This is a genomic window from Dactylosporangium sp. CS-033363, assembly GCF_050942475.1.
In the GTDB taxonomy this organism is placed as follows: domain Bacteria; phylum Actinomycetota; class Actinomycetes; order Mycobacteriales; family Micromonosporaceae; genus Dactylosporangium.
Map to the genome: position 1 here is coordinate 5,675,841 of NZ_CP192032.1, position 25,320 is coordinate 5,701,160.

Annotated in this window: 21 protein-coding genes; 6 read left to right on the forward strand and 15 right to left on the reverse strand. The window is 73.9% G+C overall.

The window, feature by feature from the left end; translation table 11 throughout:
- Positions 1-11: 11 nt before the first annotated feature.
- Genes ACQPZ4_RS26260 through ACQPZ4_RS26270 form a run of 3 tightly spaced genes read right to left on the reverse strand, consistent with a single transcriptional unit; the run spans position 12 to position 2,886 of the window.
- Entirely contained in the window at positions 12-797 is a 786-nt protein-coding gene (locus ACQPZ4_RS26260; protein WP_433040440.1) for a hypothetical protein, read from the reverse strand.
- A complete protein-coding gene (locus ACQPZ4_RS26265; protein WP_433040443.1) occupies positions 797-1,447 on the reverse strand; it encodes a hypothetical protein in 651 nt (216 codons plus the stop codon). Before ACQPZ4_RS26265 ends, ACQPZ4_RS26260 begins: the two co-directional genes overlap by 1 nt.
- Positions 1,448-1,479: 32 nt before the next feature.
- Positions 1,480-2,886 (reverse strand): S8 family peptidase, encoded by a 1,407-nt coding sequence (locus ACQPZ4_RS26270; protein ID WP_433040446.1) that lies wholly within the window; start codon positions 2,884-2,886, stop codon positions 1,480-1,482.
- A gap of 48 nt (positions 2,887-2,934) precedes the next feature.
- Here ACQPZ4_RS26270 and ACQPZ4_RS26275 point away from each other — a divergent pair, with 48 nt between their 5' ends.
- Positions 2,935-5,526, forward strand: coding sequence for a CHAT domain-containing protein (locus tag ACQPZ4_RS26275; RefSeq protein WP_433040449.1), 2,592 nt, complete (start codon positions 2,935-2,937; stop codon positions 5,524-5,526).
- 20 nt (positions 5,527-5,546) lie between these two features.
- Here ACQPZ4_RS26275 and ACQPZ4_RS26280 read toward each other — a convergent pair whose 3' ends face one another.
- The 4 genes from ACQPZ4_RS26280 to ACQPZ4_RS26295 all read right to left on the reverse strand — a co-directional run bounded on the left by ACQPZ4_RS26280 (position 5,547) and on the right by ACQPZ4_RS26295 (position 11,162).
- A complete protein-coding gene (locus ACQPZ4_RS26280) occupies positions 5,547-6,035 on the reverse strand; it encodes a hypothetical protein (protein ID WP_433040452.1) in 489 nt (162 codons plus the stop codon).
- A gap of 5 nt (positions 6,036-6,040) precedes the next feature.
- The gene (locus ACQPZ4_RS26285) at positions 6,041-6,634 is read right to left on the reverse strand and encodes an RNA polymerase sigma factor (protein WP_433040455.1); all 594 of its coding nucleotides are present in this window, start codon (positions 6,632-6,634) and stop codon (positions 6,041-6,043) included.
- A gap of 105 nt (positions 6,635-6,739) precedes the next feature.
- Positions 6,740-8,941, reverse strand: a complete 2,202-nt coding sequence (katG, locus tag ACQPZ4_RS26290) for a catalase/peroxidase HPI (RefSeq protein ID WP_433040458.1) — start codon at positions 8,939-8,941, stop codon at positions 6,740-6,742.
- A 463-nt stretch (positions 8,942-9,404) separates the two neighbouring features.
- Positions 9,405-11,162, reverse strand: coding sequence for an MFS transporter (locus ACQPZ4_RS26295; RefSeq protein WP_433040461.1), 1,758 nt, complete (start codon positions 11,160-11,162; stop codon positions 9,405-9,407).
- A 39-nt stretch (positions 11,163-11,201) separates the two neighbouring features.
- Between ACQPZ4_RS26295 and ACQPZ4_RS26300 the strand changes: the two genes are divergently transcribed.
- The 3 genes from ACQPZ4_RS26300 to ACQPZ4_RS26310 all read left to right on the forward strand — a co-directional run bounded on the left by ACQPZ4_RS26300 (position 11,202) and on the right by ACQPZ4_RS26310 (position 14,635).
- A complete protein-coding gene (locus tag ACQPZ4_RS26300) occupies positions 11,202-11,855 on the forward strand; it encodes a TetR/AcrR family transcriptional regulator (RefSeq protein ID WP_433040464.1) in 654 nt (217 codons plus the stop codon).
- Between the two features lie 206 nt (positions 11,856-12,061).
- On the forward strand, positions 12,062-13,615 hold the full coding sequence (locus tag ACQPZ4_RS26305) for a flavin-containing monooxygenase (RefSeq protein ID WP_433040467.1): 1,554 nt from the start codon (positions 12,062-12,064) through the stop codon (positions 13,613-13,615).
- Between the two features lie 210 nt (positions 13,616-13,825).
- Positions 13,826-14,635, forward strand: a complete 810-nt coding sequence (locus ACQPZ4_RS26310; RefSeq protein ID WP_433040470.1) for an SDR family NAD(P)-dependent oxidoreductase — start codon at positions 13,826-13,828, stop codon at positions 14,633-14,635.
- Here the strand turns inward: ACQPZ4_RS26310 and ACQPZ4_RS26315 are convergent.
- Genes ACQPZ4_RS26315 through ACQPZ4_RS26335 form a run of 5 tightly spaced genes read right to left on the reverse strand, consistent with a single transcriptional unit; the run spans position 14,632 to position 20,503 of the window.
- Positions 14,632-14,925: a DUF1905 domain-containing protein gene (locus ACQPZ4_RS26315; RefSeq protein ID WP_433040473.1), complete on the reverse strand. Its 294-nt coding sequence runs from the start codon at positions 14,923-14,925 to the stop codon at positions 14,632-14,634. The genes ACQPZ4_RS26310 and ACQPZ4_RS26315 overlap by 4 nt on opposite strands.
- A gap of 10 nt (positions 14,926-14,935) precedes the next feature.
- Positions 14,936-15,625: a pentapeptide repeat-containing protein gene (locus tag ACQPZ4_RS26320; protein WP_433040476.1), complete on the reverse strand. Its 690-nt coding sequence runs from the start codon at positions 15,623-15,625 to the stop codon at positions 14,936-14,938.
- The gene (locus ACQPZ4_RS26325) at positions 15,625-16,557 is read right to left on the reverse strand and encodes a hypothetical protein (protein WP_433040479.1); all 933 of its coding nucleotides are present in this window, start codon (positions 16,555-16,557) and stop codon (positions 15,625-15,627) included. The genes ACQPZ4_RS26320 and ACQPZ4_RS26325 overlap by 1 nt, the downstream gene beginning before the upstream one ends.
- Positions 16,550-19,378: an ATP-binding protein gene (locus tag ACQPZ4_RS26330; protein ID WP_433040482.1), complete on the reverse strand. Its 2,829-nt coding sequence runs from the start codon at positions 19,376-19,378 to the stop codon at positions 16,550-16,552. Before ACQPZ4_RS26330 ends, ACQPZ4_RS26325 begins: the two co-directional genes overlap by 8 nt.
- Before the next feature lie 24 nt (positions 19,379-19,402).
- Positions 19,403-20,503: a hypothetical protein gene (locus ACQPZ4_RS26335; protein ID WP_433040485.1), complete on the reverse strand. Its 1,101-nt coding sequence runs from the start codon at positions 20,501-20,503 to the stop codon at positions 19,403-19,405.
- A gap of 176 nt (positions 20,504-20,679) precedes the next feature.
- Here ACQPZ4_RS26335 and ACQPZ4_RS26340 point away from each other — a divergent pair, with 176 nt between their 5' ends.
- Positions 20,680-22,089, forward strand: coding sequence for a DUF2207 family protein (locus ACQPZ4_RS26340; protein WP_433040488.1), 1,410 nt, complete (start codon positions 20,680-20,682; stop codon positions 22,087-22,089).
- Here ACQPZ4_RS26340 and ACQPZ4_RS26345 read toward each other — a convergent pair.
- Positions 22,086-23,288: a pyridoxal-phosphate dependent enzyme gene (locus ACQPZ4_RS26345; protein WP_433040491.1), complete on the reverse strand. Its 1,203-nt coding sequence runs from the start codon at positions 23,286-23,288 to the stop codon at positions 22,086-22,088. The two genes, ACQPZ4_RS26340 and ACQPZ4_RS26345, sit on opposite strands and share 4 nt — an antisense overlap.
- Positions 23,289-23,295: 7 nt before the next feature.
- Entirely contained in the window at positions 23,296-23,697 is a 402-nt protein-coding gene (locus ACQPZ4_RS26350) for a hypothetical protein (RefSeq protein ID WP_433040494.1), read from the reverse strand.
- A gap of 79 nt (positions 23,698-23,776) precedes the next feature.
- On the opposite strand from ACQPZ4_RS26350, the gene ACQPZ4_RS26355 reads away from it, so the two are divergent.
- Positions 23,777-24,196, forward strand: coding sequence for a MarR family winged helix-turn-helix transcriptional regulator (locus tag ACQPZ4_RS26355; RefSeq protein WP_433040497.1), 420 nt, complete (start codon positions 23,777-23,779; stop codon positions 24,194-24,196).
- On the opposite strand, the gene ACQPZ4_RS26360 is transcribed toward ACQPZ4_RS26355, so the two are convergent.
- On the reverse strand, positions 24,153-25,298 hold the full coding sequence (locus tag ACQPZ4_RS26360; protein WP_433040500.1) for an amidohydrolase: 1,146 nt from the start codon (positions 25,296-25,298) through the stop codon (positions 24,153-24,155). The genes ACQPZ4_RS26355 and ACQPZ4_RS26360 overlap by 44 nt on opposite strands.
- Positions 25,299-25,320: the final 22 nt, after the last annotated feature.

The following is a 25,320-nucleotide window of genomic DNA, read 5'->3' on the forward strand; positions in this document are numbered from 1 at the left end:
CCGCTCCCTGCTCACATGTCGGCGCTGAGGACGAGCTCGTCCTCGTCGGTGGACTGGACTTCCGCGGCGAGGGCGGTGACGGTGAACGGTACCGGCGGATCGTTCGGCCCGTTCGCAGGCAGCACGATGACCTGCGGGCGGCGGGTCAGCTCGATGCTGAGCCCGGCCAGGAACAGGTTGACGATGTCGTCGAGCAGGCCGGTCAGCGCCGCGACCCCGAACGCGGCCACGACGACGCCGGCCGCGAGGGCCAGCAGCGGGCCGATGAACGGCACGGCGGCCAGGGCGGCCACCACGGCCGCGCCGATCGCGGTGACCAGGGCGGTCGCGGCGAGCCCGAGGTCGAGCTTGCGGACCTGCTGGATGAGGATGGAGACCACCCAGTCGCCGGAGACGAGCGCCGCGGACAGGCCGAAGTCGGCCGAGACGATCGCCGTGCCGCTGAACGACAGCGGCACGGGGATGGTCGGGAAGTGCAGGCAGATCTTCGGCGTGCACAGGTTGCCGAACGGGGTCGGGATGCAGATCCGCGGCAGGCAGAAGTCGAGGAAGCTCAGGTCGAGCGTGAGCTTCAGCGACAGCGTGTAGTTGACCGCGATGTCGTCGACGGCGACGGTACCGGGCGCCACGAACCGCATGACGCCGCCCGTCAGGCCGGCGCTCGCGCTGTAGGACAGGCCGAACGGGCCGAACGAGGTGGAGTCGGCGGCCGTCCGGGTGCCGAGCGCCGCCTCCCCGCGGGCGAGCAGGATGTTCGCGGCGGTCTCGTCGACGGCGGTGATGACGTCGGTGGGCATCAGGCCACGCCTCCCCACATCTTGACCTGGTCGTCGGCGACGGCCGGTCCGGACTGCAGCACGAGCTTGAAGAACCCGCCGTCGATCACGTCGAACGGCAGCCGGACCTGGCTCAGCGCGCCGTTGAGCAGCGAGCGGACCAGGCATTCGAGCACGCCGGCCAGGGTCTGCGGCTCGACCTTCTCGATCGCCACCTGGTCCACGACGAGGCCGACGTCGCCGACGCCGGGCGAGAAGTACCGGCTGACGGGGTGGCCGAGCGCCACCACGTCCAGCGTCGTGCGCACCGGCGTCACGGTCTGGTGCCGGTCGTCCTTCGGGTCGCCGCGCAGGCAGCCGACGGTGATGGTGGCCTGGGTCGTGACGGCGAGCTGGTTCTGGTGCAGGGTCAGCGGGGCGGGCAGCGCGGCGTCGGCCGGGAACAGGTCGACGATCGGCAGCGTGAAGTCGACCGCCCATGCGATGCCGCCCGGCACGCCCGGGAACGGGATCGGGCTCATCGCCGTCACCGCCACCGAGGTGCTGCTGGCGAACGGCGGCGAGGCGTAGTGCAGGTACCGCGGCCGGGCCGTGAGGAACGTCGCCAGTGCCTTGTTCACCCCCGCCTGGCCGAGGGCGCCGAAGACGCCGAACTGTTGCGTGAGGCTCATAGGTGGTCCCCCCAAGTGTGAGTCGCTGACCCTTAGACGTCGCACGCCTTGCGGGTGATACGGCGTTCGGGCGGCAGGAGTACGGCGCCGACGCCGGGGATCGCGTCGCGGCGGCCCTGGGCGATCAGCGCGGCCGCGGCGGCCGGGCCGTTCTCCCCCGTGTACGACATGCGGGCGGCGATGAGCCCGGCGACCAGCGGCGTGGAGAACGAGGTGCCGCTCCACGCGGCCATGCCGTCGAAGCGCTGCGTGTTGTTGCGGCGCGGCGGCTCGTGATAGCTGTACGTGCCGCTGGGGAACGCGTTCACGAGCCGCTCGCCCGGCGCGTAGACGTCGACCCACGCGCCGAAGTTGCTGAAGCTCGCGCGGGAGCGCCAGTTGGCCGCGAGCGCGCCGACGCCGACCGCCCACGGACCGGCGGCGGGCCAGAACGGGGCCCGGTCGCCGTCGTTGCCGGCCGCCGCGACGACCACGATGCCCTTGTACTGGCTGAGCACCCGGCGATGGAACGCCTCCAGCACCATCAGCTTGGCCGGCTCGTCGGTCTGCGATCCGGCGGACAGGCTGATGACGTCGGGGTGGTCCCGCGCGATCGAGATCTGCAGCGCCGCGACCAGGTCCCGCTCGAACGCGGTGCCGGGCGGGTTCGTCGCGCCGGCGATGAGGTACGCGGGCAGCCCGGCGCGCACGATCACCTCGGCCGCCGGGGCCACGCTGCGCACGACGCCGGCGATGAACGTGCCGTGGCCGGCGTAGCGGGCGAGGGTACCGTTGCCGACGCCCGGATCGCGGTCGCCGGTGACGCCGGCCAGCCAGGGATGCTGCTGCGCCGTCTTGGGGTCCAGCCCGGTGTCGACGACGAGCACCCGCACGCCCCGGCCGGCCTCGCGGTCCTCGCACAGCGGCGGGTCCGGCGGCGTCGGGGCGGCGACGAACGTGGGCTCGTCGGCCGGGCAGATGCCGCTGTGGTCGGTGATGTGGATCAGGTGCTCCGGGCCGACGTCGGCCGGGCTGAGCGGCTCGTGCGTGTACGCGTCGCCGCTGCGAATTCCGGTGCGCAGGGCCGCCAGCGCGCCGAACACGCTGCGGTCGCGGCCGATGCCGATGTACCGCAGGCCGTGCACGACGTCACCGTCCACCGGGGGCCGCAGCAGCCGCTCCCGGTCGCCGTCCGGGCGGCGCTGCCGTTGCGTGGGCGGACCGTCCGGCGCGTCGACCGGCGGCAGCTCGACCTGGCCGAGGATCGCGCGGGCCCGCTCGGTGTACTCGTCGCGCACCAGCACGAAGCCGCGGCGCACGTAGTACCGGATGCCGCCGCGCTCCCGCCAGTCCGGCGGGCCGGCTTCCACGTAGTCGCCGTAGTCGCGCAGCACCGCGGCGGACTGGGCCTCGGCCGCCGAGTGCGGCTCGTCGGGGTTCGGCCAGCTCATTGCGGTCATGGATGAAACTCCTTCGATTGGACGTGCGGGTAGGACACACTGGGAGGCGTGCCCGAGGGCGAGGAGCTGTTGCGGCTGGCGCTGTCCCGCCCGGCCGACGCACTGGCCGCGGCGGACCGGCTGATCGCCGCCGGCGCCGAGCCGGGGCGCGCGGCGGTGGCGCACCAGGCCCGCGCGATCGTGCTGCGCGACGCGGGGCGGTTCCCGGACGCGCTGGAACAGGCGCGGCTGGCGCTACGGCTGGCCCGCAGCGCCCGCGACGCCGGACGGGTGGCCGACGTGCAGGGCACGCTCGGCGCGACCCTGGCCCTGGCCGGGCGGACCGCGGCCGGGCTCGCGGCGCTCGACGCGGCGGTCGCGGCCGGCACGGGGCTGGCCGCCGGGCGGGCGCGGCTGCGGCGGGCCGGTGTCCTGGCCGCCCTCGGCCGGCGCGAGGAGGCGCTCGCCGACCTCGACCGCGCCATCCCGCTGCTGCACCGCCACGGCGACCTGGTGTGGGAGGCGCGGGCGCGCAGCAACCGGTTCGGCGTGTACGTCACGTTCGGCGACGCCGCCCGGGCCGAGCGCGACCTGGCCATCGCCGAGCGGCTCTTCGCCCGTACCGGCCAGGAGCTGGAGCTGGCCTTCACCGTGCACAACCGGGCCGAGCTGGCCGTGCTCGCCGGGGACCTGCCGGCTGCCCTGGCCCGGCTCGACGAGGCCGAGGAGCGCTACACCCGGCTCGGCGCCACCGTGTCCGACCTGGTGTTCGACCGGTGCCGGGTGCTCGTCGCGGCCGGCCTGGCCGCCGAGGCGCTGGCGCTGGCCGACGCCGGCGTGACCCGGCTGCCGGAGCGCAGCGCCGACCGGGCCGAGATGCTGTTCTTCGCCGCCCGCGCCGCCCAGGCCGCCGGCCGCCCCGCCGACGCGGCCGAGCGGGCCCGCGCCGCCCGCGACCTGTTCAAGGCCCAGCACCGGCAGTGGTGGGCGGCCCGCGCCGCGTTCGTGCTCGTGCAGTCCCGCCACGACGCGGGCCGCCGCGACGGGCGCACCGTGGCCGACGCCGCGCGGATCGCCGACCGGCTCGACGCCCTGCACGCCGAGGAGGCCGGGGCCGCGCACATGCTCGCGGGCCGGCTCGCCGCGCACGGCGGGCGGCTCGCCGAGGCCGACCGGCACCTGGCGCGGGCGGCGCGGCTGGGGCTGCGCGGTCCGCCGTACGGGCTCGCGGCCGGCTGGCTGGCCAATGCGCTGCGGGCCGACGCGCACGGCCGGACGGCGGCGGCGCTGTCCGCGTGCCGGCGGGGCCTCGCCGCGGCGGCCGAGCACCAGCAGCGCCTCGGCGCCGTCGAGCTGCGCATCCACGCCGCCGCGCACGGCACGGAACTGGCGGCGATCGGGCAGCGGCATGCGGTACGCCGCGATGACGCGAGAATGCTGCTGCGCTGGAGCGAGCGGTGGCGGGCCGGCGCCCTCGCCCCCGCGCCGCTGCGCCCGGCCGACGAGCCGGAACTCGCGGCCGACCTGACCGCGCTGCGCCAGATCATGAACCGGATCGACCGCGCCCGCGCGTCCGGGGCCGGCACCGGCTCGCTGGAGCACGACCGGCGCCGCCTCGAGGCCGCGATCCGGGCCCGGACCCGGCGGGCGGCGGCCCAGCGGCGGGCCGGGGACGCCGCGGCGGCCGGGGCGCGCCCGGACGACGTGCTCGGCCGGCTCGACGGGCACCTGCTGGTGGAGCTGGTCGCCGTCGACGGCACCCTGTTCGCGGTCACGGCCCGGGACGGCCGGACCCGGCTGCACGAGGTCGGCCCGGTCGCCGCGGCGGTGCGGGAGGTCGAGCTGGCCCGGTTCCTGCTGCGCCGGCTGGCCCGCGGCCGCCCGCCGCGCGGCAGCGAGGACCTGCTGGAACGCGCCGGGGAGTGCCTGCAGCGGGCGGTGCTCGGCCCGGCCGCGGCCGACGTCGACGGGCGGCCGGTGGTCATCGCCCCGCCGAGCCCGCTGCACGCGGTGCCGTGGGGGATGCTGCCCGCCCTGCGCCGGCTGCCCTGGTGCGTCGCGCCGTCGGCGGCGCTGTGGCTGCGGGCGCGGCGGCTGCCGCCGGACCCGCGCCGGCGCACCGTGATCGTCGTCGGGCCGGGGCTGGCCGGCACCCGCGCGGAGGCGGCCCGGATCGCCGAGGGGTACCGCCGGCCGGTGGTGCTCGACGGCGCATCCGCCACCGCGCCGCGGGTCCTGGCGGCGGTCGACGGCGCGGCGACCGCGCACATCGCCGCGCACGGCGTCTTCCGGGCCGACAACCCGCTGTTCTCCTCGCTGCGGCTGGCCGACGGCGAGCTGACCGTCTACGACCTCGGCCGGCTGCGCCGGGCCCCGCGGCGGCTGGTGCTGTCCAGCTGCGAGTCCGGGATGGTCGCGGCGATGCCGGGCGACGAGCTGCTCGGGATGATCAGCGTGCTGGTGCCGCTGGGCACGACGAGCCTGCTGGCCAGCGTGGTGCCGGTGAACGACGCGGCGACCGCCCCGCTGATGGTGCGGGTGCACGCCGGGCTGCGCAACGGCGAGCCGGGTGGGCAGGCGCTGGCGGAGGCTCGTGCCGGTACCGACGGCGAGCCGGTCGCCCTCGCCACCGCCCTCGCCTTCGTCGCGCTCGGCCACTGACCCGTTCACAACGTCACTGTTCACACCGTCACCCAGGCGGTGGTGATGACCCGGCCGCTGTCCACCGAGCGGCAGCGCAGCCGGATCGGGCCGTGGCTGACGTCCTCGACCAGGAACCGGCCCAGCTCGTCGACGTCGACCGGGCGGCAGTCCCCCGCCGACTCCAGGAAGCAGTCGCCGGCCGCCGCGCCCGACAGCAGCCCGATCAGCCGCAGCCGCCCGTCGCGGGTCTCGATCTCCAGCTCGACCGCGATGCCGCCGCCCTCGAACGACAGCAGCCACCGGCCGGGGGCCGTCTCCGGCTCGGCCCGCACCGGCTCGTACGCGTCCACCCCCAGCTCAACGCTGGTGTCGGCGATGAGCAGGGCGATCTCGGTGTCGAGGGCGCGCAGCAGGAACGCGGCGCGGGCGGCCGGCAGCAGGTGCCCCGGCGGCGGGTCCAGGGCAGCGGCGATGCGCCGGCACGCGACCAGCACGTCCTGCTGCCAGCGAGTGTCTTCGGGCGACATCACCCTCACCCCTTCCGGGTGTCGGCGGGGCGGGACTCGTCGAACAGGTCGCCGTCGAGCAGCTCGCGCAGGCAGGCGAAGCAGCGCTGGCGGGTCGGGCCGATGCTGCCCATCGGGATGTCCAGCGCGGCGGCGATCTCGGCGTAGCTCGGCGGCGGGTCGGCCATCAGCACCCGCATGAGCCGCTGGCAGGTCGGGCGGAGCAGGCCCAAGGCGTGCCAGAGGGCGGCGTCGCGCTCGTCGCGCAGCAGCCCGTCCTCCAGCGGGTCGGCCACGGCGACGACGCCGTCCCAGCCCTCGGGCTCGTCGGGCGCGCCGACCTGCAGCCGCGCGGCCCGGCGGTGGATGGTCAGGCTCTCGTGCCGCACGATCGTGGCGAGCCAGGCGCCGAGGCGGCGGGGGTTGCGGATGCCGTCGAGGTGCTCCAGCAGCCGCAGCCAGCTGGTCTGCACGACGTCGGCGGCGTCGGCCTCGTTCATGCCGAGGCTGCGGGCGATCGACCAGAGCAGGTTGGAGTACCGTCCGGTCAGTTCCTCCCACGCGGCGGCGTCACCTGCGCGGATGCGCCCGAGTGTCTCCTCGGGGTCGAAGTCGTCCATCGCGCCCCCTCCGGTCTCGGGAGGTAGACGCGCGGGGGTGGCGGCCTGATACATGCCAAGAGCCGGACCCGCCCTTCGGCAGATCCGGCTCTTGCGTCGCGCTGTTTAGATGTCGTACCGGTCGTTGTCCATGACCTTCGCCCAGGTCTTGGCGAAGTCGCGGACGAACTTGTCCTGGGCGTCGTCGGCCGCGTAGACCTCGGCGATGGCGCGCAGCTGCGAGTGCGAGCCGAAGACGAGGTCGACGGCGGTCGCGGTCCACGTGACGGCGCCGCCGGCGTCGCGGCCCTCGTAGACGTTCTCGTCCTTCGACGCCGACCAGGTGGTCCCCATGCGGAGCAGGTTGGCGAAGAAGTCGTTGGTCAGCTTGCCCGGCGTCGCGGTGAGCACGCCGTGCTGGGTCTGGCCGTGGTTGATGCCGAGGGCGCGCAGGCCGCCGACGAGCACGGTCATCTCCGGCGCGCTCAGGTTGAGCAGGTACGCCCGGTCGACGAGCAGGATCTCCGGCGGCAGCTTCTCGCCGTCGCGGACCCAGTTGCGGAAGCCGTCGGCCCGCGGCTCGAGCACCGCGAAGGAGTCGACGTCGGTCTGCTCCTGCGCGGCGTCGGTGCGGCCCGGGGTGAACGGCACGGTGATGTCGTGGCCGGCGTCCTTGGCCGCCCGCTCCACCGCCGCGGTGCCGCCCAGCACGATCAGGTCGGCGAGCGAGACGGTCTTGCCACCGGCGTTGAAGTCCTGCTGGAGCTGCTCGAGCACGGGCAGTACCGAGGAAAGCTGAGCGGGCTCGTTGACCGCCCAGCTCTTCTGCGGCTCCAGACGCAGCCGGCCGCCGTTGGCGCCACCGCGCTTGTCGGTGCCGCGGTAGCTCGCCGCCGCCGCCCACGCCGTCGAGATGAGCTGGTTGGCCGTGAGGCCGGAGTCGAGCAGCTTGGCCTTGAGCGCGGCGATGTCGGCCTCGGTGAGCGGCGCGCCCTGCGCGGCCGGCACCGGGTCCTGCCACAGCTGCGGCTCGGCCGGGATCCACGGGCCGAGGTAGCGGGCGACCGGGCCCATGTCGCGGTGCAGCAGCTTGAACCACGCCTTGGCGAACGCCGTGGCGAGTTCCTCCGGGTGCTCCAGCCAGCGCTGGGTGATCGGCCCGTAGATGGCGTCGTAGCGCAGCGCCAGGTCGGAGGTGAGCATCATCGGGGCGTGGCGGCGGGAGGAGTCGTGCGCGTCCGGCACCGTGTCCGAGCCGGCGTTCTCCTTGGGCTTCCACTGCTTGGCGCCGGCCGGGCTCTCGGTGAGCTCCCACTCGTAGCCGTACAGGTTCTCCAGGAACCCGTTGTCCCACTGGATCGGCGAGTTGGTCCACGCGCCCTCGAGGCCCGAGGTGAGCGCGTCGACGCCGACGCCGGAGCCGGCCTGGTTCTTCCAGCCCAGGCCCTGCTGCTCGATCGGGGCGCCCTCGGGCTCGGGGCCGAGGTGGTCCGGCTTGTGCGCGCCGTGGGCCTTGCCGACGGTGTGCCCGCCGACGATCAGCGCCGCGGTCTCCTCGTCGTTCATGGCCATCCGGCCGAACGTCTCGCGGATGTCGCGCGCCGAGGCCAGCACGTCCGGGTGGCCGCCGGGGCCCTCCGGGTTGACGTAGATCAGGCCCATCTGCACGGCGCCGAGCGGCTCGGCCAGCTCGCGCTCGCCGCTGTAGCGCTCGTCGCCCAGCCAGGTGTCCTCGGGGCCCCAGAAGATCTCCTCGGGCTCCCAGATGTCGTCGCGGCCGAAGGCGAAGCCGAACGTCTGGAACCCCATCGACTCGTACGCCACGTTGCCGGCGAACACGAGCAGGTCGGCCCAGGACAGCTTCTGGCCGTACTTCTGCTTGATCGGCCACAGCAGCCGGCGGGCCTTGTCCAGGCTCGCGTTGTCGGGCCAGCTGTTGAGCGGCGCGAAGCGCTGGGCCCCGCTGCCGCCGCCGCCCCGGCCGTCGGTGGTCCGGTAGGTGCCGGCCGCGTGCCAGCTCATGCGGATGAAGAGCGGCCCGTAGTGGCCGTAGTCGGCGGGCCACCAGTCCTGGGAGTCGGTCATCAGCGCGGTGAGGTCGCGCTTGAGCTCCTCCACGTCGAGGCCCTGGAAGGCCGTGCGGTAGTCGAAGTCCTCGTTCAGCGGGTTGCTGCGCGGCCCGTGACGGTGGAGCACGGACAGGTCGAGCTGGTTGGGCCACCAGTCGCGGTTGGTCCGCGGGCTGTTCGCCTTCGCGGTCGGCGCCGGGATGGCCGGGTTCTCGCTCTCGCTGGTGCTCTCGGTCGCGTCCTTGTCGTACTCAGACACGTCGGTCCTTCTTCCTGGTTCGCTCTTTTGTCAGGCCGAGTCTCGTGCAGTTTCTGGAATCAATCAAGTCTGACGCGCTGGCGTAAGCCTACCGGCGGCGGGTCGGGTCGTCCGCCCGAACCCGGGTTGTTGCCCTTCGGTTCACGTAGGGTGTTCCGCTTGTACCGTTCTGTCTCATCACAACGGCCGCTGGATTCTTCGCCCCACACGCGCGGCGGGCCGCTCTGTCTGGCCTTTTGAGCGCTGGATTCAGCCTTTGTGGGCCGCTTGCGCGCTGCTTGTCCCGTTCCTTCGCGCCTCTGGCGGCGCTGGATCAGCCGGTCTGCGCTGTTTGTGCCGCTTGTGCGCTGCCTGTCCCGTTCCTTCGCGCGCCTTTGGCGGCGCTGGGTCAGCCGGTCTGCGCTGTTCGTTCCGCTCGTGCGCTGCCTGTCCCGTTCCTTCGCGCGCCTTTGGCGGCGCTGGATCAGCCGGTCTGCGCTGTTTGTGCTGCTTGTGCCGCTTGCGCCGTTCCGTCGAGGCGGTAGCGGCGCTGGATCACCAGGGCGAGCAGCATCAGGGCGGCCGGGACCGCGCCGAAGCCGAGCCGGATCCAGGTGCCGGCCGACCCCGGCTGATCGGCCGGGTCGCCGCCCGCCATGAAGCCACCGAGCGCGAGGCAGGCCGCGTAGACGTACGGGCCGAGCGCGCCCCCGAGCGAGTCCGTCGCCGTCCACACGCCGGTGTAGCTGCCAGCACTCTCGGGCCGTCCGGACGCGGCGACCACGTCGGGCAGCATCGAGAACGGCAGCAGCTGCAGCGCCGCGAACGCGATCCCGAGCAATGCGACCGCACCGACCAGGACCGGGACGCCGACAGCATTTCCGGCGGCGAGCACCAGGCAGCCGAGGACGAACACCGCCTGGGCGAGCAGGAGGCCGCGCTGCTTGCCGTACCGCCGGGCGAGCGCCACCCACCCGGGCGTGGCCAGCAGCGCCGGGGCGAGGAACGCGGCGACGAGGACGGTGGTGAGCTTGGGCCGCCCGAGCTCGTACTCGGTGTAGTACGGGACCGCGGCGAGCACCAGATGCGACGTGGTCGACATGGCCAGGTACGACCCGATCAGCCACCGAAACTGCCGATCCCGCAGCGCGACCAGCAGACCGCGCGCCCTCAGCCGATGCTCCGGCCGGGCCGGCTCCTCCGCGGACCGCGCCGCCTCCGCTGCCGCCTCCGCTGCCGGCTCCTCCGCGGACCGCGCCGCCTCCGCTGCCGGCTCCTCCGCGGACCGCGCCGCCTCCGCTGCCGCCTCCGCTGCCGGCTCCTCCGCGGACCGCGCCGCCTCCGCTGCCGGCTCCTCCGCGGACCGCGCCGCCTCCGCTGCCGCCTCCGCTGCCGGCTCCTCCGCGGACCGCGCCGCCTCCGCTGCCGCTTCCGCTGCCGGCTCCTCCGCGGACCGCGCCGCCTCCGCTGCCGGCGACACCTCCGCGGCCCGCGACACCCCCGTGGCTGACGGCACCTCCGCGGGCAGCTCGTCCGCGGCCGGCGACGCCCCCGCGGCTGACAGCACCTCCGCGGGCAGCTCGGCCACGGTCGGCGGGATTCCGGGGTTGGGCGGCGCCGCGGCGGCGAGCCGGCCGACTCCGGCGACACCGACGAGCATCGCGGCGAGCATCAGCACGCCGAGGGCGATCGACATGGTGGCGTATCCACCGCGGGTCGGCTCGTCCCGCCCGGCCAGCAGCGGCGCGGCGAGCCCGCTGGCCAGGATGCCGACGGTGAGCACGACCATCCGGAACCCCATGAGCCGGGTCCGCTCGTGGTACCCGATCGCCAGGTCGGCCGGCGTGGACAGATACGGCACCTGGTACGCGGCGAACAGCAGGTTCCCGGCGACGAACGCGACCGCCACCCACGCGGCCGCGGCCGGCCCGGTGAGCCCGCCCGGCACCGCGAACAGCGTGACGAACGCGAGCACGAGCGCGCACCCGACCAGCAGCAGCCGCCGCCGGCTCCCGTGGCGGGCCAGCCCGGCGTCGGAGACGGACCCGACCCACGGATGCAGGACGACATCGGCGATCTTGGGTACCAGCAGTGCGGTCCCGGCCAGGAGGGGCGGCACGGCGAGGACATCGGTGAGAAAGTAGAGCAGCAGCAGGCCCGGCACCGTGATCCAGATGCCCATGCCGAACGACCCGGTGGCGAACGCCGCCAACCCGGTTCTGGGAAGTCGCGTGCCGGCCATGCCGCCCCCATTTATTCAACGGTTGATGGATAATAGGCGATGATGACGAGCACCGACAGCCCCAAACGCGGCCCCGGCCGCCCCCGCCTGGCGGAGCGCGCCGCCACCAGGGAATCGATCGTTCGCGTGGCCACGGGCCTGTTCGCGCGGCACGGCTACGCCGCGGTGAGCCTGCGCCAGGTCGCGGAGGGAGCAGGCGTCGACGTGGCGACCGTGCACCACCACACCGGCGGCAAGGCGGCCCTGTACGACGCCTGCTTCGAGCTGATCTACAAGACCGAGCGCGCCTACCTGGCCTCGGCCCTCACCGACGCCCGCCTGGCCCTGCCGGAGGGCGCCGACGCGGTACTGCCGGCGCTGCACCGCCTGGTCGACAAGTTCGTCGACTTCATCGAGGAGCACCCGGAGAACACCGGCCTGTGGCTGCGCCGCTGGCTCGACCCGCCGGGCCACGAGGGCCTGGACGAGCGCTACGCCGCCCCGCTGTACGACGGGGTGGGCGACATCCTCGCCGCCGCCGACGAGGAGGAGATCCTGCACGAGCCGGACCCGTACACCGCCGTGCGCAGCCTCATCTGGGCCATGCACGCCCACGCCGTGCAGGTGCTGCACGAGGGCCCGGACGACCGCCGCCAGCGCGAGGCGAGGGCCTTCGCGCACCGCTGGCTGCGCCGGATGTACGGCACCGCTTGACGGAGGACTTCCGCACCGCCCGACCCGATGGAGCACCACCCCGCGGCCGCCGTACGCCACGCCGCGACGCCCTCCTGACGGCCGGCGTTTGCCACGGCGCGACGGCCGACGTTTGCCACCGAGTGGCGGTGGACGCTCGCCACCGCACGACGGGGAAATTCACGACCGCTTGACCGCCGCCGACGGCTCGGCGCATTATCCATCACGTGTTGGATAAACCGGTCGTCGTCATCGGCGCGGGCCCGGCCGGCCTGGCCACGGTGAAGGCACTCCGCGATCGGCAGGTCCCGGTGCTGTGCCTCGACGCCGGTGAGCGCCCGGGCGGCCTGTGGGTGCTGGGCGCGCCGAACTCCTCCGCGTACCGGACGCTGCACCTCAACACGAGCCGGACCCGCACCGAGTTCGCCGACTTCCCGATGCCGGCGGACTGGCCCGACTATCCGTCCCATGTCCACATCGCCGGCTACCTGGCCTCCTACGCCGCCACCTACGACCTGTCGGACGCGATCCGCTTCGGCGTCACGGTCACGGCCGTCGAACCGATTACGGAAGCCGGACCGGTCATCACTGCCGGACCGGTCGCCACCACCGGACCCGTCGCCGCCGTCGAACCCGTCGGGAGCGCCCGCCTCGCGCCGGCGAGCGAATCATCACCTTTGCCTGATCGCGCCGCGAGCATCGGCCCCGCCGCGGCCAGCCAGACGCCGCCCGCACTGGACCCGCTCGCAAACGCCGGGCCGATGACGGCGAGCGGCACGCCGGCCACGCCGAATCGACGAGCGGCGCTGGGCTGGCGGATCACGCTGGCCGGCGGCGAGACGATCGAGGCGTCGGCGGTGGTGGTGGCGAGCGGGCACAACGCGGTACCGAAGCAGCCTGAACCCGGGTATCCGGGAACCTTCGCCGGCGAGTTCCTGCACAGCCACGACTACCGCGGCCCCGAGCAGCTCGCCGGCCGGCGGGTACTCGTCGTCGGCGGCGGCAACTCGGCGATGGATATCGCGGTCGACGCCTCGCACGTGGCGGATTCGACGCTGCTCTCGGTGCGCCGCGGCGTCTGGATCGTGCCGAAACACCTGTTGGGACGCCCCGCCGACCTGTGGAACGGCGCCCTGGCCCGCCGGCTGCCGTGGCGGTTGCGGCAGCGGATCAGCGAGCGGCTCCTGCGCCTGGCCGTCGGCCGGCCCGAGCAGTACGGGCTGCCCGCCCCCGCGCACGGATTCCTGCAGGATCACCCGACGCTCTCCGACGGGCTGCTGGGCCGCATCACGCACGGCGAGATCGGCGTCCGGCCGGCCATCGAGCGGTTCGAGGAATCCAACGTCTGTTTCATTGACGGTTCGCGCGATGGTGTCGATCTCGTCGTGTGGTGCACCGGCTACCGCGTCGACCTGCCGTTCCTCGACCCGGCGCTGCTGGAACCCGCCGCCGACCGCCTGCCGTTGTACCGGCGGATCTTCCACCTCGACGCGCCCGGGCTGTTCTTCGTCGGGCTGATGCAGTCCACCGGCGCCGCCCTGCCCGTCGTCGAGGCGCAGGCCAGGCTGGTCGCCGCGTTCCTGGCCGGGGACTATGCGCTGCCCTCGCCCGCCGAGCAGCGCGCCGACTGCGCCCGGCGGCTCGAGGCGGCCCGCGACCGCTGGGGCGACCGCAGGCCCGCCATGCGCATCGACTTCGACGTGTATCTCGCCGAGGCCGCCAACGAACTCCGCCAAGGCGCACGGCGGCTGCCGACACCCGGGAGCGTCACATGGCACTGAAGCTGCACGGCCGCCGGGTCCCGCTCGACGTGCACCCCGCCGAGACCGCCCACGAACTCCGCCAAGGCGCACGGCGACTATCGACACCCGGGAGCGTCACATGGCACTGAAGCTGCACGGCCGCCGGGTCCCGCTCGACGTGCACCCCGCCGAGACCGCCCACGAACTCCGCCAAGGCGCACGGCGGCTGTCGACACCCGGGAGCGTCACATGGCACTGAAGCTGAACGGCCGCCGGGTTCTGCTGACCGGCGCCTCCGGCACGTTCGGCCGGGCGCTGACCGAGCGCCTGCTGGCCGAGGGCGCACACGTCGTCGGCCTCGATCTGGTCCCGGCGATCACCAGCCCGGCGCAGATAATCCAATGCGACCTGAGTTCCGATGCCGCGGTACCGGAGGCGGTCAACGCCGCGTTGGATTTGCTCGGCGGCCTGGACCTGCTCATCAACAATGCGGGCGTCGGCGGGCCGGCGCCGGCCGAGCTCCCGCCGGGCGACGAGGTCCGCCGCCAGCTCGAAGTGAACCTGCTCGCCGCGTGGCGCACCACGGCCGCGGCGATTCCCGCGCTGGAATCCAGCCGCGGACGGATTGTGTTCGTGGCGAGCCGGATGGCCGTGCTGCCACTGCCCCTGGCCGCCGCGTACGGCGTGAGCAAGCGCGCCCTCACCGCCTACGCCGACGCCCTGCGCCTGGAGGTCGGGTCGCATGTCGGGGTGAGCGTGGTGTACCCGAGCATGGTCGCCTCCCCCATCCACGCCGCCACCGCCACCGCCGGGCTGTCGCTGGAGGGTGTCTCCCGCTACGAACCGGTGGAGGGCGTGGTGACGGCGATCCTGCGCGCGGCCACGGCCAAGCGCGCCCCGCGCGACGTGGCCACGACGTTCCGCGGCCGCGTGGAGATGTCGATCGCCCGGCACTTCCCGTCCCTGGCCGCGGCGATGGTCACCCGTACCGTGCGCTCCCGCCTGCCGCAGCTGGCCGACGCCCCGCTGGCGGAGGGCATGCGCCGCCGCGCCTCTTAAATCAATTCAACGGAGACGTTGGCCCGGTCGCCGATCTCCAGCCGCTGGGCGGTACGGACAGCGCGCTTGACCGGCAGCACATAGGGCCCGTCGCTGCCGGGGAAGATCGACGTCTTCCAGATCGTGGCGCCGATCTGCGCCCGGACCTTCACCGCCCCGAACCCGCGCCGCGTCCCGGCCGTCAGCTCCCGGATCTCCTCGGACGGCTCCTCCGGCAGGCTGACGAAGATCCACGACTCGCCCGGCCGGGCGTCCCACTGCCACAGCTCGGCCTCGAACTCGACAATCACCGACCCAGCATCACACAGATCCGTTCAGCACCACACAGCCCTGGTCCCGCAACCAGGCGGTCAGGGCAGGGCCGGACAGCACCGCGTCGCCAACGGCCACGGCGCCCGAGACACAGCCGACGGCGCCAATCAATCCAACGCCGTCGAGACGGGCACCCGCGAGCCGCAACGGCGCGGCAACCGTGCCGAGAACGCAGTGGCGCAGGGACGCGCCGCGCAGATCGGCACCGCGCAGGTCGGCCCCGATCAGGTTGGCCGAGTTGAGCAGGGCGTCGCGCAGGTCGGCACCGGCCAGGACGGCGTGGACGAGATCGGCGGCGAACAGCTGCGCGGCCCGAAACGCGGCACCCGCGGCCTGGATGCGGTCGGCCTCCACCCGGGCGAGCTCGGCACCCGACAGGTTCGCGGCGGTGAGATCGGCCCCGGAGAGCCGGGCGTGGTCGAGGCGGGCGCGCACCAGCCGCACCCCGGCGAGGTTCGCACCGGTCAAATCGGCCCCGCCGAGGTCCAGCCCGGTCAGATCCGCGCCGCGCAGGTCGGCATTGACCCCGCCGAACCGGCCGTTCGACGCCGCTTCGAAGGACGGCGCGCCGCCATCGACGAGTACAGGTTGGATTTCACGCGCAGCCAGGTGGCGCTCCAACGCGGCCCGGGAGCGGGGGTCGGCGGGCCAGGCGACGGGCGTGCGCCCGAACGTCATCACGAGAACCGCACCCGGCTCGCCCAGTCCGGATGCTCGTCGGCCCGCCGCCGGGCGTCGGCGTTCGCATCCTTGGACAGCCCGCTGGTGTCGACGATGACGTTCAGGCCCTTGGCCAGCGCACCGTCGAGCTGCTGCTCGAAGATGTCCCCGTCGTACCGCCCGGGCTGATCGTCCGGCATCCGCTCGCCCGCCTCGGGACCGGACCGGAAGATGTCCGCCGGCGACTGCAGGTCCCACCCCTGCCCGGCCGCGTCGACGAGCTCGCCGGCGTCTTTATCCAACACCGACCCGATCCCGTCCAGCGGCGCCCGCTCCAGCCCCTCCGGCAGCTCGAACACGCTCTCGACCGACTGCGCGGCCTCGCCAACCGACGACCCGACGCCATCCATGAAGCCGCTCTCGAACGACCGCGCCGCCTCGGTCAACGACGAGCCGACACCGTCCAGCGAAAACCCCTGCGCCGCGTCCGTCAACGACGACCCGACACCGTCCAACGAAAAGCCCTGCGCCGCCTCGGTCAGCGCCTTGCCCGCGCCCCCGTCCATCACCGCGGACGCCGAGGCCACGTCGTTCAACGGCGCCTGCAGATCGGGCCCATCCGGCAAAGGCGTCGCATCACCGCGGAACGGCACCGTATCGAGGCCACCGCCGCCCGCCTCCCCCAGCCCGGCCGACCCCTCGAGCGGCGAAGCCGGCACCGAATCCCGCGCCGCGTCCGCGCCGAGCCCAGCCGTCCCCTCGAGAGGCGTCCGCGACACCGAGTCGAGCCCAGCCGTACCCTCGCCCGCCGACTGCGGCAGCGCCTCGTGCCCCGCCGAGGCGAGACCGGCCACCGAATCCGCCGAGCCCCGCTGCGGAACCGTGTCGCCGCCGCCCGCCACGGCCTCGACCGGCTGCATCGGCGTCAGGTCACCCTGCCGATCACTCATCGCGCGACACCGCCCTCCGCACGTCGCGGGCCCAGTTCACCGACGAGCGCCGGTCGTTGTCCGTCCAAACGCCCGATGGATAACGCCGCCGGAATGCGTGCACGAACACGCACACCCGATAGTCCTCCCGCCACGCCACCGGGTCGGCGTCCGGCGGTGGCAGCGGCGCCTCCCCGCCCGCCGCGTCCAGCCGCGACCGCAGCTCCCCGAACCAGGCCGACGTCCCCATCGACCCGAGCAGCCGCCCCGCCGCCTCCTTGCCCGCCGCCCCGCCCAGCACCGCCTCCGCGCGCGGCCGGAACGCGCAGCGGTGCCGGCATTCGAAGCACTCCCCGAACGGCGCCAGCGCGTCGTCCACCCCGGGCGTCGCGGCCCGCCACGCCGAGAACCGCGCCCGCACGGCGTCGTCGTCGGCCAGCGGCGCCTCCGGCAAACCCCGCTGCGCGGCATCGAGAGCACGCACATCCGGTACCGCCACCTGCACCGCCTGATCGAGCCCGTTGTGCGACACGATGGCCTCGAAGGGGCGCAGCGCGGCCGCCGACGCAATCTGGTCCTCGTGCATGCCCATGGTCGAGCCGAGCAGTTCCCGGTCCTCCGAGGCCGCTGTGCGGTGCATGATTTTGAGGTTCGTGATTTTGTACGCGTCCTCGGCGACCTTGCCCACCTGCTGGTCGATCAGGAGGTACGACTGCCGGTATTTGCGGTCCTCGGCCAGTCCCTGGGCGATCCGTTCCGCGGCGAGGGCCTGCGCGTTGCCCTCCTTCTGGTCGCCGGAGCCGCTCTGCGGGGTGGCCCGCGGGAAGACCCGGTGCGCCTCCTCGAGCAGCACGACGTGCGGGGTGTCGGTGGAGCGGCGGTGCTGGCGGTACCAGCCGCGCATGGCCGTCACGATCAGCAGCGTGATGAGCGACTGCTCCTTGGCGTTGTCCCCGACGCCCGCCAGCTCGAATACAACGGGGCGTCGCATCAGGGTCTCGATGTCGTACGAACGACGGCAATTCAACGTGGAACCGCACGCGCCCTCGACGAGGGCCTCGGCGCGCAGCCGCGCGGCGGCGTCGATGTTGGCGTGCGTCTCGCCGGCGTACCCGAGCTGCTCCACGACCTCCGCCAGCACCCCGGCGAACTCGGGCAGCACCGGCCACCGCTCACCGTCGGCGGGGCGGGCGCGGTGCGTGGCATGGAAGCCGCGGCGCCGGTAGGTCTCGGCGAGCGCCCGGCGGTACAGGAACGGCAGCGGGTCCCACAGGCCGAACGCGGCCTCGAAGCACGCGAGCAGGTTCGACACGTGCGCGTTGACCGTGGCGCCGTCGGGGACCTGGAACGGGTTGAGCCGCAGCGGCGCGATCTCGTCGTCGCCGACGGTGAACACCAGCAGGTCGTTGAATTCCGGGAGCGTCGCGAGCCAGCGGTAGTCGTCCAGGGCCGCGTTGACCGGTTCGATGACCGCGAACGGTACCCCGTGGGCGTGGAGTTGCCGGCACAAATGCAGTGCGGTGTTGGTTTTGCCGGATCCGGGGGTACCGACGATGAATCCGTGCCGGGGCAGGTCCGCCACGGCGAAGCCGACCTCGCCCTCGGCGCCCGCGCCCGGCTGGCGGCCCAGCAGCAGTGCCGGCCCGCTCGGCGCGGCGACGACCCGGACCTGGTCGCGGGGCGCGACGACCGGGACGCCCGGCGTGTGCCCCTCCAGCGCCAGCGGCAGCCGGAACAGGCTGGCCGCCTCGTCGCGGTCGACGAGCAGCCGCAACTGCCGCAGCGGCGAGCGCGGGGACAGCCGCCCGGGCGCCGACTCGGCCCGCAGCACCGCGTCGAGCTCGCCGCCGCCCCACTCGACGGGCTGCAGCGTGGTGAAGCCCCGCACCAGCGCGTCGTGCTCGGCCTGGTTCGCGGGCCGGGCCACCGTGTGTCCACTGAGGACGGTCTGCGGGTCATCGCGGTCCGGCTGGGCCTGCGGCGCCGGGCTGAGGGTGGCGGCGACGTGCCCGGCGAGCGTCTCCGGCAGCGGTTCGGGGCTCGCCACGGTCGCCGAGAAGCGGAAGGCCCGGCCGTCGTACCGCCTGAGGGCATCGAGGTAGTAGGGCTCGATGACCACGGCGCCGCCGTCGGCCGGAACGTGGATCTGCCCGCCGACGTCGGCGGGGATGTCGTTGGGCTGGGCCAGCCGCCGGTACCGCGTCGTCTCGGTCTCCAGCATCCGGCGCAGCGGCGGCGGCACCACCCCGGCCGTCAGCTCCACCGACAGCGCGAGCGGCGACGGGTGCAGCCGCACCGCCTCCAGCAGCCCCTCCCACGAGTGCGGCTGCCGGCCGAACGGCTCGACGGCCACGTACGCGGGCACGCCGGCGTCGACCCGTTCGGGCCGGGCGAGCCGGACGCGCTTGTGGACCTGGGCGATGCCGCCGGGCGCGGGCGCGAACGGGGAGAGCACCTCGCGGACTCGTTCGGCCTCGAACAACGGCTCGGCCCGCACGTGGTCGGGGACGTTGGCGAGCGTGGCGGCGAGGGATTGCGCCGACCGCAGCGCCAGTTCGGCGGTGGGCTGCTCGACGCGGCCCAGGAGGTACACATCGATGCGGCCCGGCTCCAAATGCAACAGGCGCAGGGCGACGGACTCGCTCTCCGGCAGCGCGAGGAACTGCCCGAGATAGGCGGCCTGCTCCCGCACGGCGCGGGCGAGCCGCTCGGAGACGTCCAGGCGGGCGTACTCCGAGCGGCGGGAGAGGTCGACGGCGGCGGTGACCTTCAGCGCCACCCACCCCCAGACCCGGCCGGGCCCGGGGAGCAGGTAGGGCGCGGGGACGAGCGCCGCGGTCACTGGGTCGGGGTCACTGGGTCGGGGTCACTGGGTCGGGGTCGCCGGCGGCTGCTGGCCGTAGCCGTAGGTCGGCGGCCCGGACACCGGCGGCTGCTGGCCGTACGTCGGCGGCCCGGACACGGGCGGCTGCTGGCCGTATGTGGGCGGCCCGGACACGGGCGGCGCACTCGTGGGCGGCGCGCTGACCGGCGGGGCGCTTGTTGGATATCCGGGCTGCACCTGCGGCCAGGCGCCGGTCACCGGCTGGGCCTGCGTCGGCACCGTCACGACGGGCGCGATGGTCGGCGGCGCGATCTGCGACCCGGGCGGCATCGGCGCCTCCGGCGTGGTCGCGACGAGCCGGTTGGTCTCCTCGGTCGCCGACAGCCCGGCGATCGCCGACTGCACGCCGAGCCGCGTGATGCTGTGCGTGATCTCGCGCAGCGCCCGGGTGCGGCCGCCGTTGATCGCGGAGCGGTACTGCGCCCCGCCGGCGAGGGCGCGGAACCCGTCCCGCAGTGCGTGCCCGATCAGGATGATGGTGGAGCGGGAGCGCCACATGGTCCAGCCGAAGTACAGGTCGGTGCCGTACGTCTGCACCGCGACGAGCGACTGCAGCCGCGTGTCGCCGAACGACATCAGGTACTGCCCGGCGATGCGCACCGGCGCCATCGGGAACGGCAGCGCCCGCTGGGCCGCGGACTGCAGCATGTACCCGTAGACGGCGGGCGCGGCCCCGGCCCGGTTCTCCACGAGCAGCGCGTACTCCGCGATCGGCTCCTTGATCGGGAAGAACAGCGACACGATCCAGGCGATGAACGCCAGGCCGATCACGATGAGCGGCGTGATGAAGGCGCCGCTCGTCGCCGCCGCGGCCGTGTTGAGGTCGCCCTGCGAACTCGTGCCGATGTTGAGGAAGATCCCGCACGTGCAACAGACGATGACGAACGTCGCCATCGTGAGCACCAGGGCCACGTTGGCCGCCCGGACCGTGTGCGGCCGCAGCTGCTTCCAGGTGACGCTGTCGTCCGCGAACTCGTCGGGGTCGTTGTACGTGACCCGCGCGTTGCGGTACGCGGCCTGCACGTTGTGCATCGCCTGGTCCCAGGGTTCGCCGCCCCCGCCGCCCCAGCCCTGCGTAGTCATGAAACTCCCCGTTGCTCGGTCACGACACTCCGTAGGCCCGGAGCCCTGGTCAATCTATGGAGCGCCGGGCGCGGTCACAAGAGCGTCAAACCGTTTCGAATGGCAGTTCGCACCGTTCGGCCAGCCCGGCCGTCCGGGTGGCCGATGGCTTGCCGGCTCCGCCTACCCTGACGCCGATGCCCGGACTGCTGCTCGGGCTCGGGTACGCGGCGCTCGTCGTGGCCGGGCACCTGGGCTTCGTCCGCCTCGTGACCGCCCTGCGCGCGCGGCCACGCCCCATCGCGCCCGCACCCGCCACGCCGGAGCTGCGCGACGAGCCGCCGGCGATCGTGAACCTGCTGGTGAACCGCCTCCAGCCGAGCCGCGCGGCCAGCGCGACCCTCCTCGACCTGGCCGCCCAACACGTGTTGGAAATCTTCGCCACCGGCGACACCGTCCTGGTGCGGGTCCGCAATCCGGAGCCCGAAAACCTGTCCGCGTTCGAGCGCCGCGTCTTCGAGCGTGTGCGGCGGGTGGCGGGAGATCGGCCGGTACCGATGCAGGCTCTTCTGGAGCGGCATGCCGGTGGCGGCGGGCGCTGGACCGCCTGGCTCGCCCGGGAGGCGCGGCTGGAGGCCCGCCGGCGCGGTCTGGTGCGCCGGTCCGAGCGGTTCATGTGGGTCTCGGCGCTGGTCGCGGGCCTGCTGCTGGCCCTGGGCACGGTGTTCGTCGTCCCGGCGGCGGTGGCGCTGCCGAGCGCGGCGTGCGTGGCCGTGTTCGCGTGGCTGCCGCTGTTCCTGCTGGAGACGGTGCTCATCGACGAGCGCGACCGGATCACCGCCGCGGGCCGGGCCGCCGCCGCTCACTGGCTCGGCGTCGCCGCGTGGCTGCGCGCCCACGAGACGCTGCGCACGCTGCCGCCCGAGGCGGTCGCGGTGTGGGACCGCTACCTCGCCTACGGCGTGGCATTGGACGTCTTCCCGCACGCCGCCAACGCTTTGGACCTGGAGACCGTCGGCCGCGACGACGAGCTGTGGTCGACGGCGACGGGCACGCCGCGGCTGGTGCGGGTGCGCTATTGGCGCCGCAACCGCCTGCTGGAACCGCTGGGCCGGGTCAACGCCCGCGTCCGGCTGATCTGGTCGGCCCTGTCGCTGCCGGTGTGGCTCGCGATCGGCGCCCTGTCCTGGACCGTCGCCGCGGTCGTCCCGCGCACGATTCTGCTAACGCTCGTTGGATTTCAGCTTCTGCGCCACGTGTACCGTCTGGTGCTCGCCATCGACGAGCTCGCCCGCCCGGTCCGCCTCACCGGCACGGTGCTGGACGTCACGCTCAACACCCAGGTCGAGGCGGAGCACCAGGGCCTGCGCGACCTGCCGCACTCGTACTCCTTCGTCGTGGACGACGGCATCTCCGACCGCCTGACCCCGTGGCGCGTCAGCCGGACCCTGGCCGGCGCGGGCGGCCTGCGGCGGCTGCAGGGGCAGCACGACGACGTGTTCGGCCGGCTCGCCGACGCGCGCCACCTCGACTACGAGCCGGGCGACCGGGTGTACCTCGTCGGGCAGCGCCACAGCCGCTATGTCACCGCGCTCCGCCACGCCTAGCTCGCCGCGGCGCCCTCGGTGATGAGCAGCACGACGGTGGCGTCCGGCGGGACCAGGCCTTCGGCGCGCAGCACGCGCAGCGCCGCCAGCGAGGCCGCGCCGCACGGGCCCGCATCGACGCCCTCGGCCGCCAAATCCATCGCGGCCTGGATTGCCGCGCGGTCGTCCACGGTCACGCTGCAATCCAGGCCCGCGCGGATGTACGGCCACGCCAGCGACGACACCGTGCCGCAGTTCAGGCCGGCCATGACCGTCGTATCCGTCGCGACGCTCACCGGTTCGCCCGCCGCGACGCTGGCCGCCACGCACGCGGCGGTCGTCGGTTCGACGCTCACCACCGTGGTGGCCGTCGGGGTGCTGCGGAAGTGGGTCAGGGCGGCCTGCAGCAGCGAGCCGACCCCCGTCGGGACCACGATCACGTCGGGGGCGGCCGGCAGCTGGGTGTCGAGCTCGGCGAACAGGGTCGAGTAGCCGTCGACGATCCAGCCGGGGACCTGCTCGTACCCGGGCCAGGCCGTGTCCTGGATCAGCAGGCCGCCACCGCCTGCGCCACCGCCTGCGCCACCGCCTGCGCCACCGCCTGCGCCACCGCCTGCGCCACCGCCTGCGCCACCGCCTGCGCCACCGCCTGCGCCACCGCCTGCGCCACCGCCTGCGCCACCGCCTGCGCCACCGCCTGCGCCACCGCCTGCGCCACCGCCTGCGCCGGCGGAGCCGGCCGCGGGGGCACCGGCGGCCGTGGCCGCCTCCGCGGCGGTGGCCGTGGCCGCCTCCGCGGCCGCGCGGACCGCCGCGTCGTAGTCGCCGTCGAGCTCGGTGACCGTGGCGCCCTCGTCGCGGATGGCCTGGACCGCCGCCGGGGAGACGCCGCGCGGAACCCAGACGGCCGCTCGGTGGCCGAACTGGCGGGCGAAGCGCGCGACGGCGCGGCCGTGGTTGCCGTCCGTCGCCGTGGTGATGGTGACCGGGCCGGCCCCATGATGCGATTCCAACGCTTGTTGGATTGCCCACGAGGCGCCCAGGGCCTTGAACGCCGGGAGGCCGAACCGGTCGGACTCCTGCTTGGCGTAGACGCGGCCGAGGGCAGGCAGCGGCACCAGCGGGGTGACCGCGTACCCGGGCAGGGAGCGGTGGAACTCCGGCACCGCGGCCGGCGCGGGCGGGCAGGCCCACGCGGGGTCGCGGTGTCGGTTGCGCATCCCGCGATTATGCCGGGAGCAGGGTGTTCGCGCGGCCCAGGATGGTGGTCAGCACCCGGCCGGTGGTGTCCAGGTCGGCCGCGGGCAGGTCGCCCCACAGGTCCTGCATGATGTCGAGGGTGGCCGCGCGCAGCTCCTGCCACTGTGCGACGCCGCGCTCGGTGGCCGTGGCGGCACCGTCGTCGTCCAGGGTCACCAGCCCCTTGCCGGCCAATCCAACAAGCAGTTGCCGCGCCTCCGCCTCGCCGATCTTCAGCGCCTGCGGGATGGTCCCGCCGCCGCTGTTCACCGTGAGGGTCAGCGCGATCCACTGGTGCTCGGTCAGGCCGGGCCCGGCCAGCAGCCGATCGAGGATCGCGTTGAGCGCCTTCTCGGTGCGCCCCAGCAGCTGTGCGTCGAACGTGGTCATCAGGGTTCCTCCAACCGTTAGTGCCACTAACGCAAAGCTAGACCGTTAGTCCCACTAACACAAGTGTTACGATCGGCACATGCGCACGCTTCCCACCCGGCTGCTGTCGCTGGCCGCCATGCACTCCGACCGGCGCGTCAACGAGGGCCTGGCCGGCGCCGGCGCGCGCAAGTGGCACTATGCGGTGCTCGCCACGCTGATCGAGGACGGCCCGGCGAGCCAGGCCCAGCTCAGCGAGCGGACCGGCATCTTCCGCAGCGACATCGTCGCCGTCGTCAACGAACTGGTGGAGCGCGGCCAGGCCGAGCGCGCGCCGAACCCGGCCGACCGGCGGCAGAACGTCGTCACGGTCACGCGGGCCGGCCGCACCCAGTTCAAGCGGCTCGACCAGCTGATCGCCGAGGCCGAGGAGGACATGTTCGGCCCGCTGTCGGCGGACGAGCGGGCCGAACTCGTCAGGATGCTGACGGTCCTGCTACAACACCACGGACGAGGTTGACGTAATACCGCACCCCGACCTCGAGCGCCCCGTCGTCGAAGTCGTAGTCCGGGCTGTGCAGCGGCGTCGAGTCCGCACCGTTGCCCAGCAGCATCAAGCACCCCGGCACCTCGCGCAGGAACGCCCCGAAGTCCTCGCTGGCCGTCCACGGCGGCGTGTCCCCGTCCACGTGCTCCGCCGGCACGGTAATCCGCGCCGCGTTGAGGGCGGCCGCCACGGCCCGCGGGTCGTTGACGGTCGGCTCGAATTCGTGGGTGTACCGCACGACGGCCCGCCCCCCGTGCGCCGCGCTGATCCCGTCGGCCAGCCGCCGAATACTCGCCTCGATGACCGCCCGCACCTCGTCGGAGAAGCTGCGCGTGTCGCCGCGGATGACGACCTCGCCGGGGATGGCGTTGCGGGCCCCGTCGGTCGTGATCTCGGTGCACGACACGACGGCCGGCGCGGCCGGGTCGACGGTGCGCGCGACCACGGTCTGCAACGCGAGGACGATCTCGGCCGCGATGACGATCGGATCGACGACCATCTGCGGCCGCGCGGCGTGCCCGCCCCGCCCGACGACCCGGATCTCGAAGTTGTCCTCCCCGGCCATCAGCCCGCCGGCGCGCGTCGCCAGGTGCCCGAGCGCATGGCCCGGCATGTTGTGGATGCCGAACATCGCCTGCACCGGAAAGCGCTCGAGGAGCCCGTCGGCCAGCATCGCCTTCGCCCCGAGGCCGTGTTCTTCGGCGGGTTGGAAGATCATTTCGACGGTACCGTCGAAGCCTCGCTCTTCCACCAGAACCGCCGCCGCACCGAGCAGCATGGCCATGTGCCCGTCGTGCCCGCAGGCGTGCATGACGCCGTCGTGCCGGGAGCGGTACTCGCGGTCCCCGCGCTCGGTGAGCGGCAGCCCGTCCATGTCGGCCCGCAATCCAACAGCCGGTCCATCCCCGTTGCGCAGCGTGGCGACAATCCCCGTCCCGCCGACATTGCGCGTCACGCGCAGCCCGAGCCCGTCGAGGACACCGGCGAGGTAGTCCGCGGTGCGGTGCTCCTGCAACCCCAGTTCGGGGATGCGATGCAGGTCGTGCCGCCATTGGATTACCTCGCCGAATTGCATGCGCCATGCTCTCACGCGAGGA

Bases quoted from the DNA above. Each gene is read 5' to 3' on its own strand.
- ACQPZ4_RS26295 (WP_433040461.1), bottom strand. From the start codon at position 11,162: ATGGCCGGCACGCGACTTCCCAGAACCGGGTTGGCGGCGTTCGCCACC.
- ACQPZ4_RS26355 (WP_433040497.1), top strand. From the start codon at position 23,777: ATGCGCACGCTTCCCACCCGGCTGCTGTCGCTGGCCGCCATGCACTCC.
- ACQPZ4_RS26270 (WP_433040446.1), bottom strand. From the start codon at position 2,886: ATGACCGCAATGAGCTGGCCGAACCCCGACGAGCCGCACTCGGCGGCC.
- ACQPZ4_RS26260 (WP_433040440.1), bottom strand. From the start codon at position 797: ATGCCCACCGACGTCATCACCGCCGTCGACGAGACCGCCGCGAACATC.
- ACQPZ4_RS26285 (WP_433040455.1), bottom strand. From the start codon at position 6,634: ATGGACGACTTCGACCCCGAGGAGACACTCGGGCGCATCCGCGCAGGT.
- ACQPZ4_RS26360 (WP_433040500.1), bottom strand. From the start codon at position 25,298: ATGCAATTCGGCGAGGTAATCCAATGGCGGCACGACCTGCATCGCATC.
- ACQPZ4_RS26345 (WP_433040491.1), bottom strand. From the start codon at position 23,288: ATGCGCAACCGACACCGCGACCCCGCGTGGGCCTGCCCGCCCGCGCCG.
- ACQPZ4_RS26325 (WP_433040479.1), bottom strand. From the start codon at position 16,557: ATGAGTGATCGGCAGGGTGACCTGACGCCGATGCAGCCGGTCGAGGCC.
- ACQPZ4_RS26335 (WP_433040485.1), bottom strand. From the start codon at position 20,503: ATGACTACGCAGGGCTGGGGCGGCGGGGGCGGCGAACCCTGGGACCAG.
- ACQPZ4_RS26310 (WP_433040470.1), top strand. From the start codon at position 13,826: ATGGCACTGAAGCTGAACGGCCGCCGGGTTCTGCTGACCGGCGCCTCC.
- ACQPZ4_RS26350 (WP_433040494.1), bottom strand. From the start codon at position 23,697: ATGACCACGTTCGACGCACAGCTGCTGGGGCGCACCGAGAAGGCGCTC.
- ACQPZ4_RS26265 (WP_433040443.1), bottom strand. From the start codon at position 1,447: ATGAGCCTCACGCAACAGTTCGGCGTCTTCGGCGCCCTCGGCCAGGCG.
- ACQPZ4_RS26280 (WP_433040452.1), bottom strand. From the start codon at position 6,035: ATGTCGCCCGAAGACACTCGCTGGCAGCAGGACGTGCTGGTCGCGTGC.
- ACQPZ4_RS26340 (WP_433040488.1), top strand. From the start codon at position 20,680: ATGCCCGGACTGCTGCTCGGGCTCGGGTACGCGGCGCTCGTCGTGGCC.
- ACQPZ4_RS26300 (WP_433040464.1), top strand. From the start codon at position 11,202: ATGATGACGAGCACCGACAGCCCCAAACGCGGCCCCGGCCGCCCCCGC.
- ACQPZ4_RS26320 (WP_433040476.1), bottom strand. From the start codon at position 15,625: ATGACGTTCGGGCGCACGCCCGTCGCCTGGCCCGCCGACCCCCGCTCC.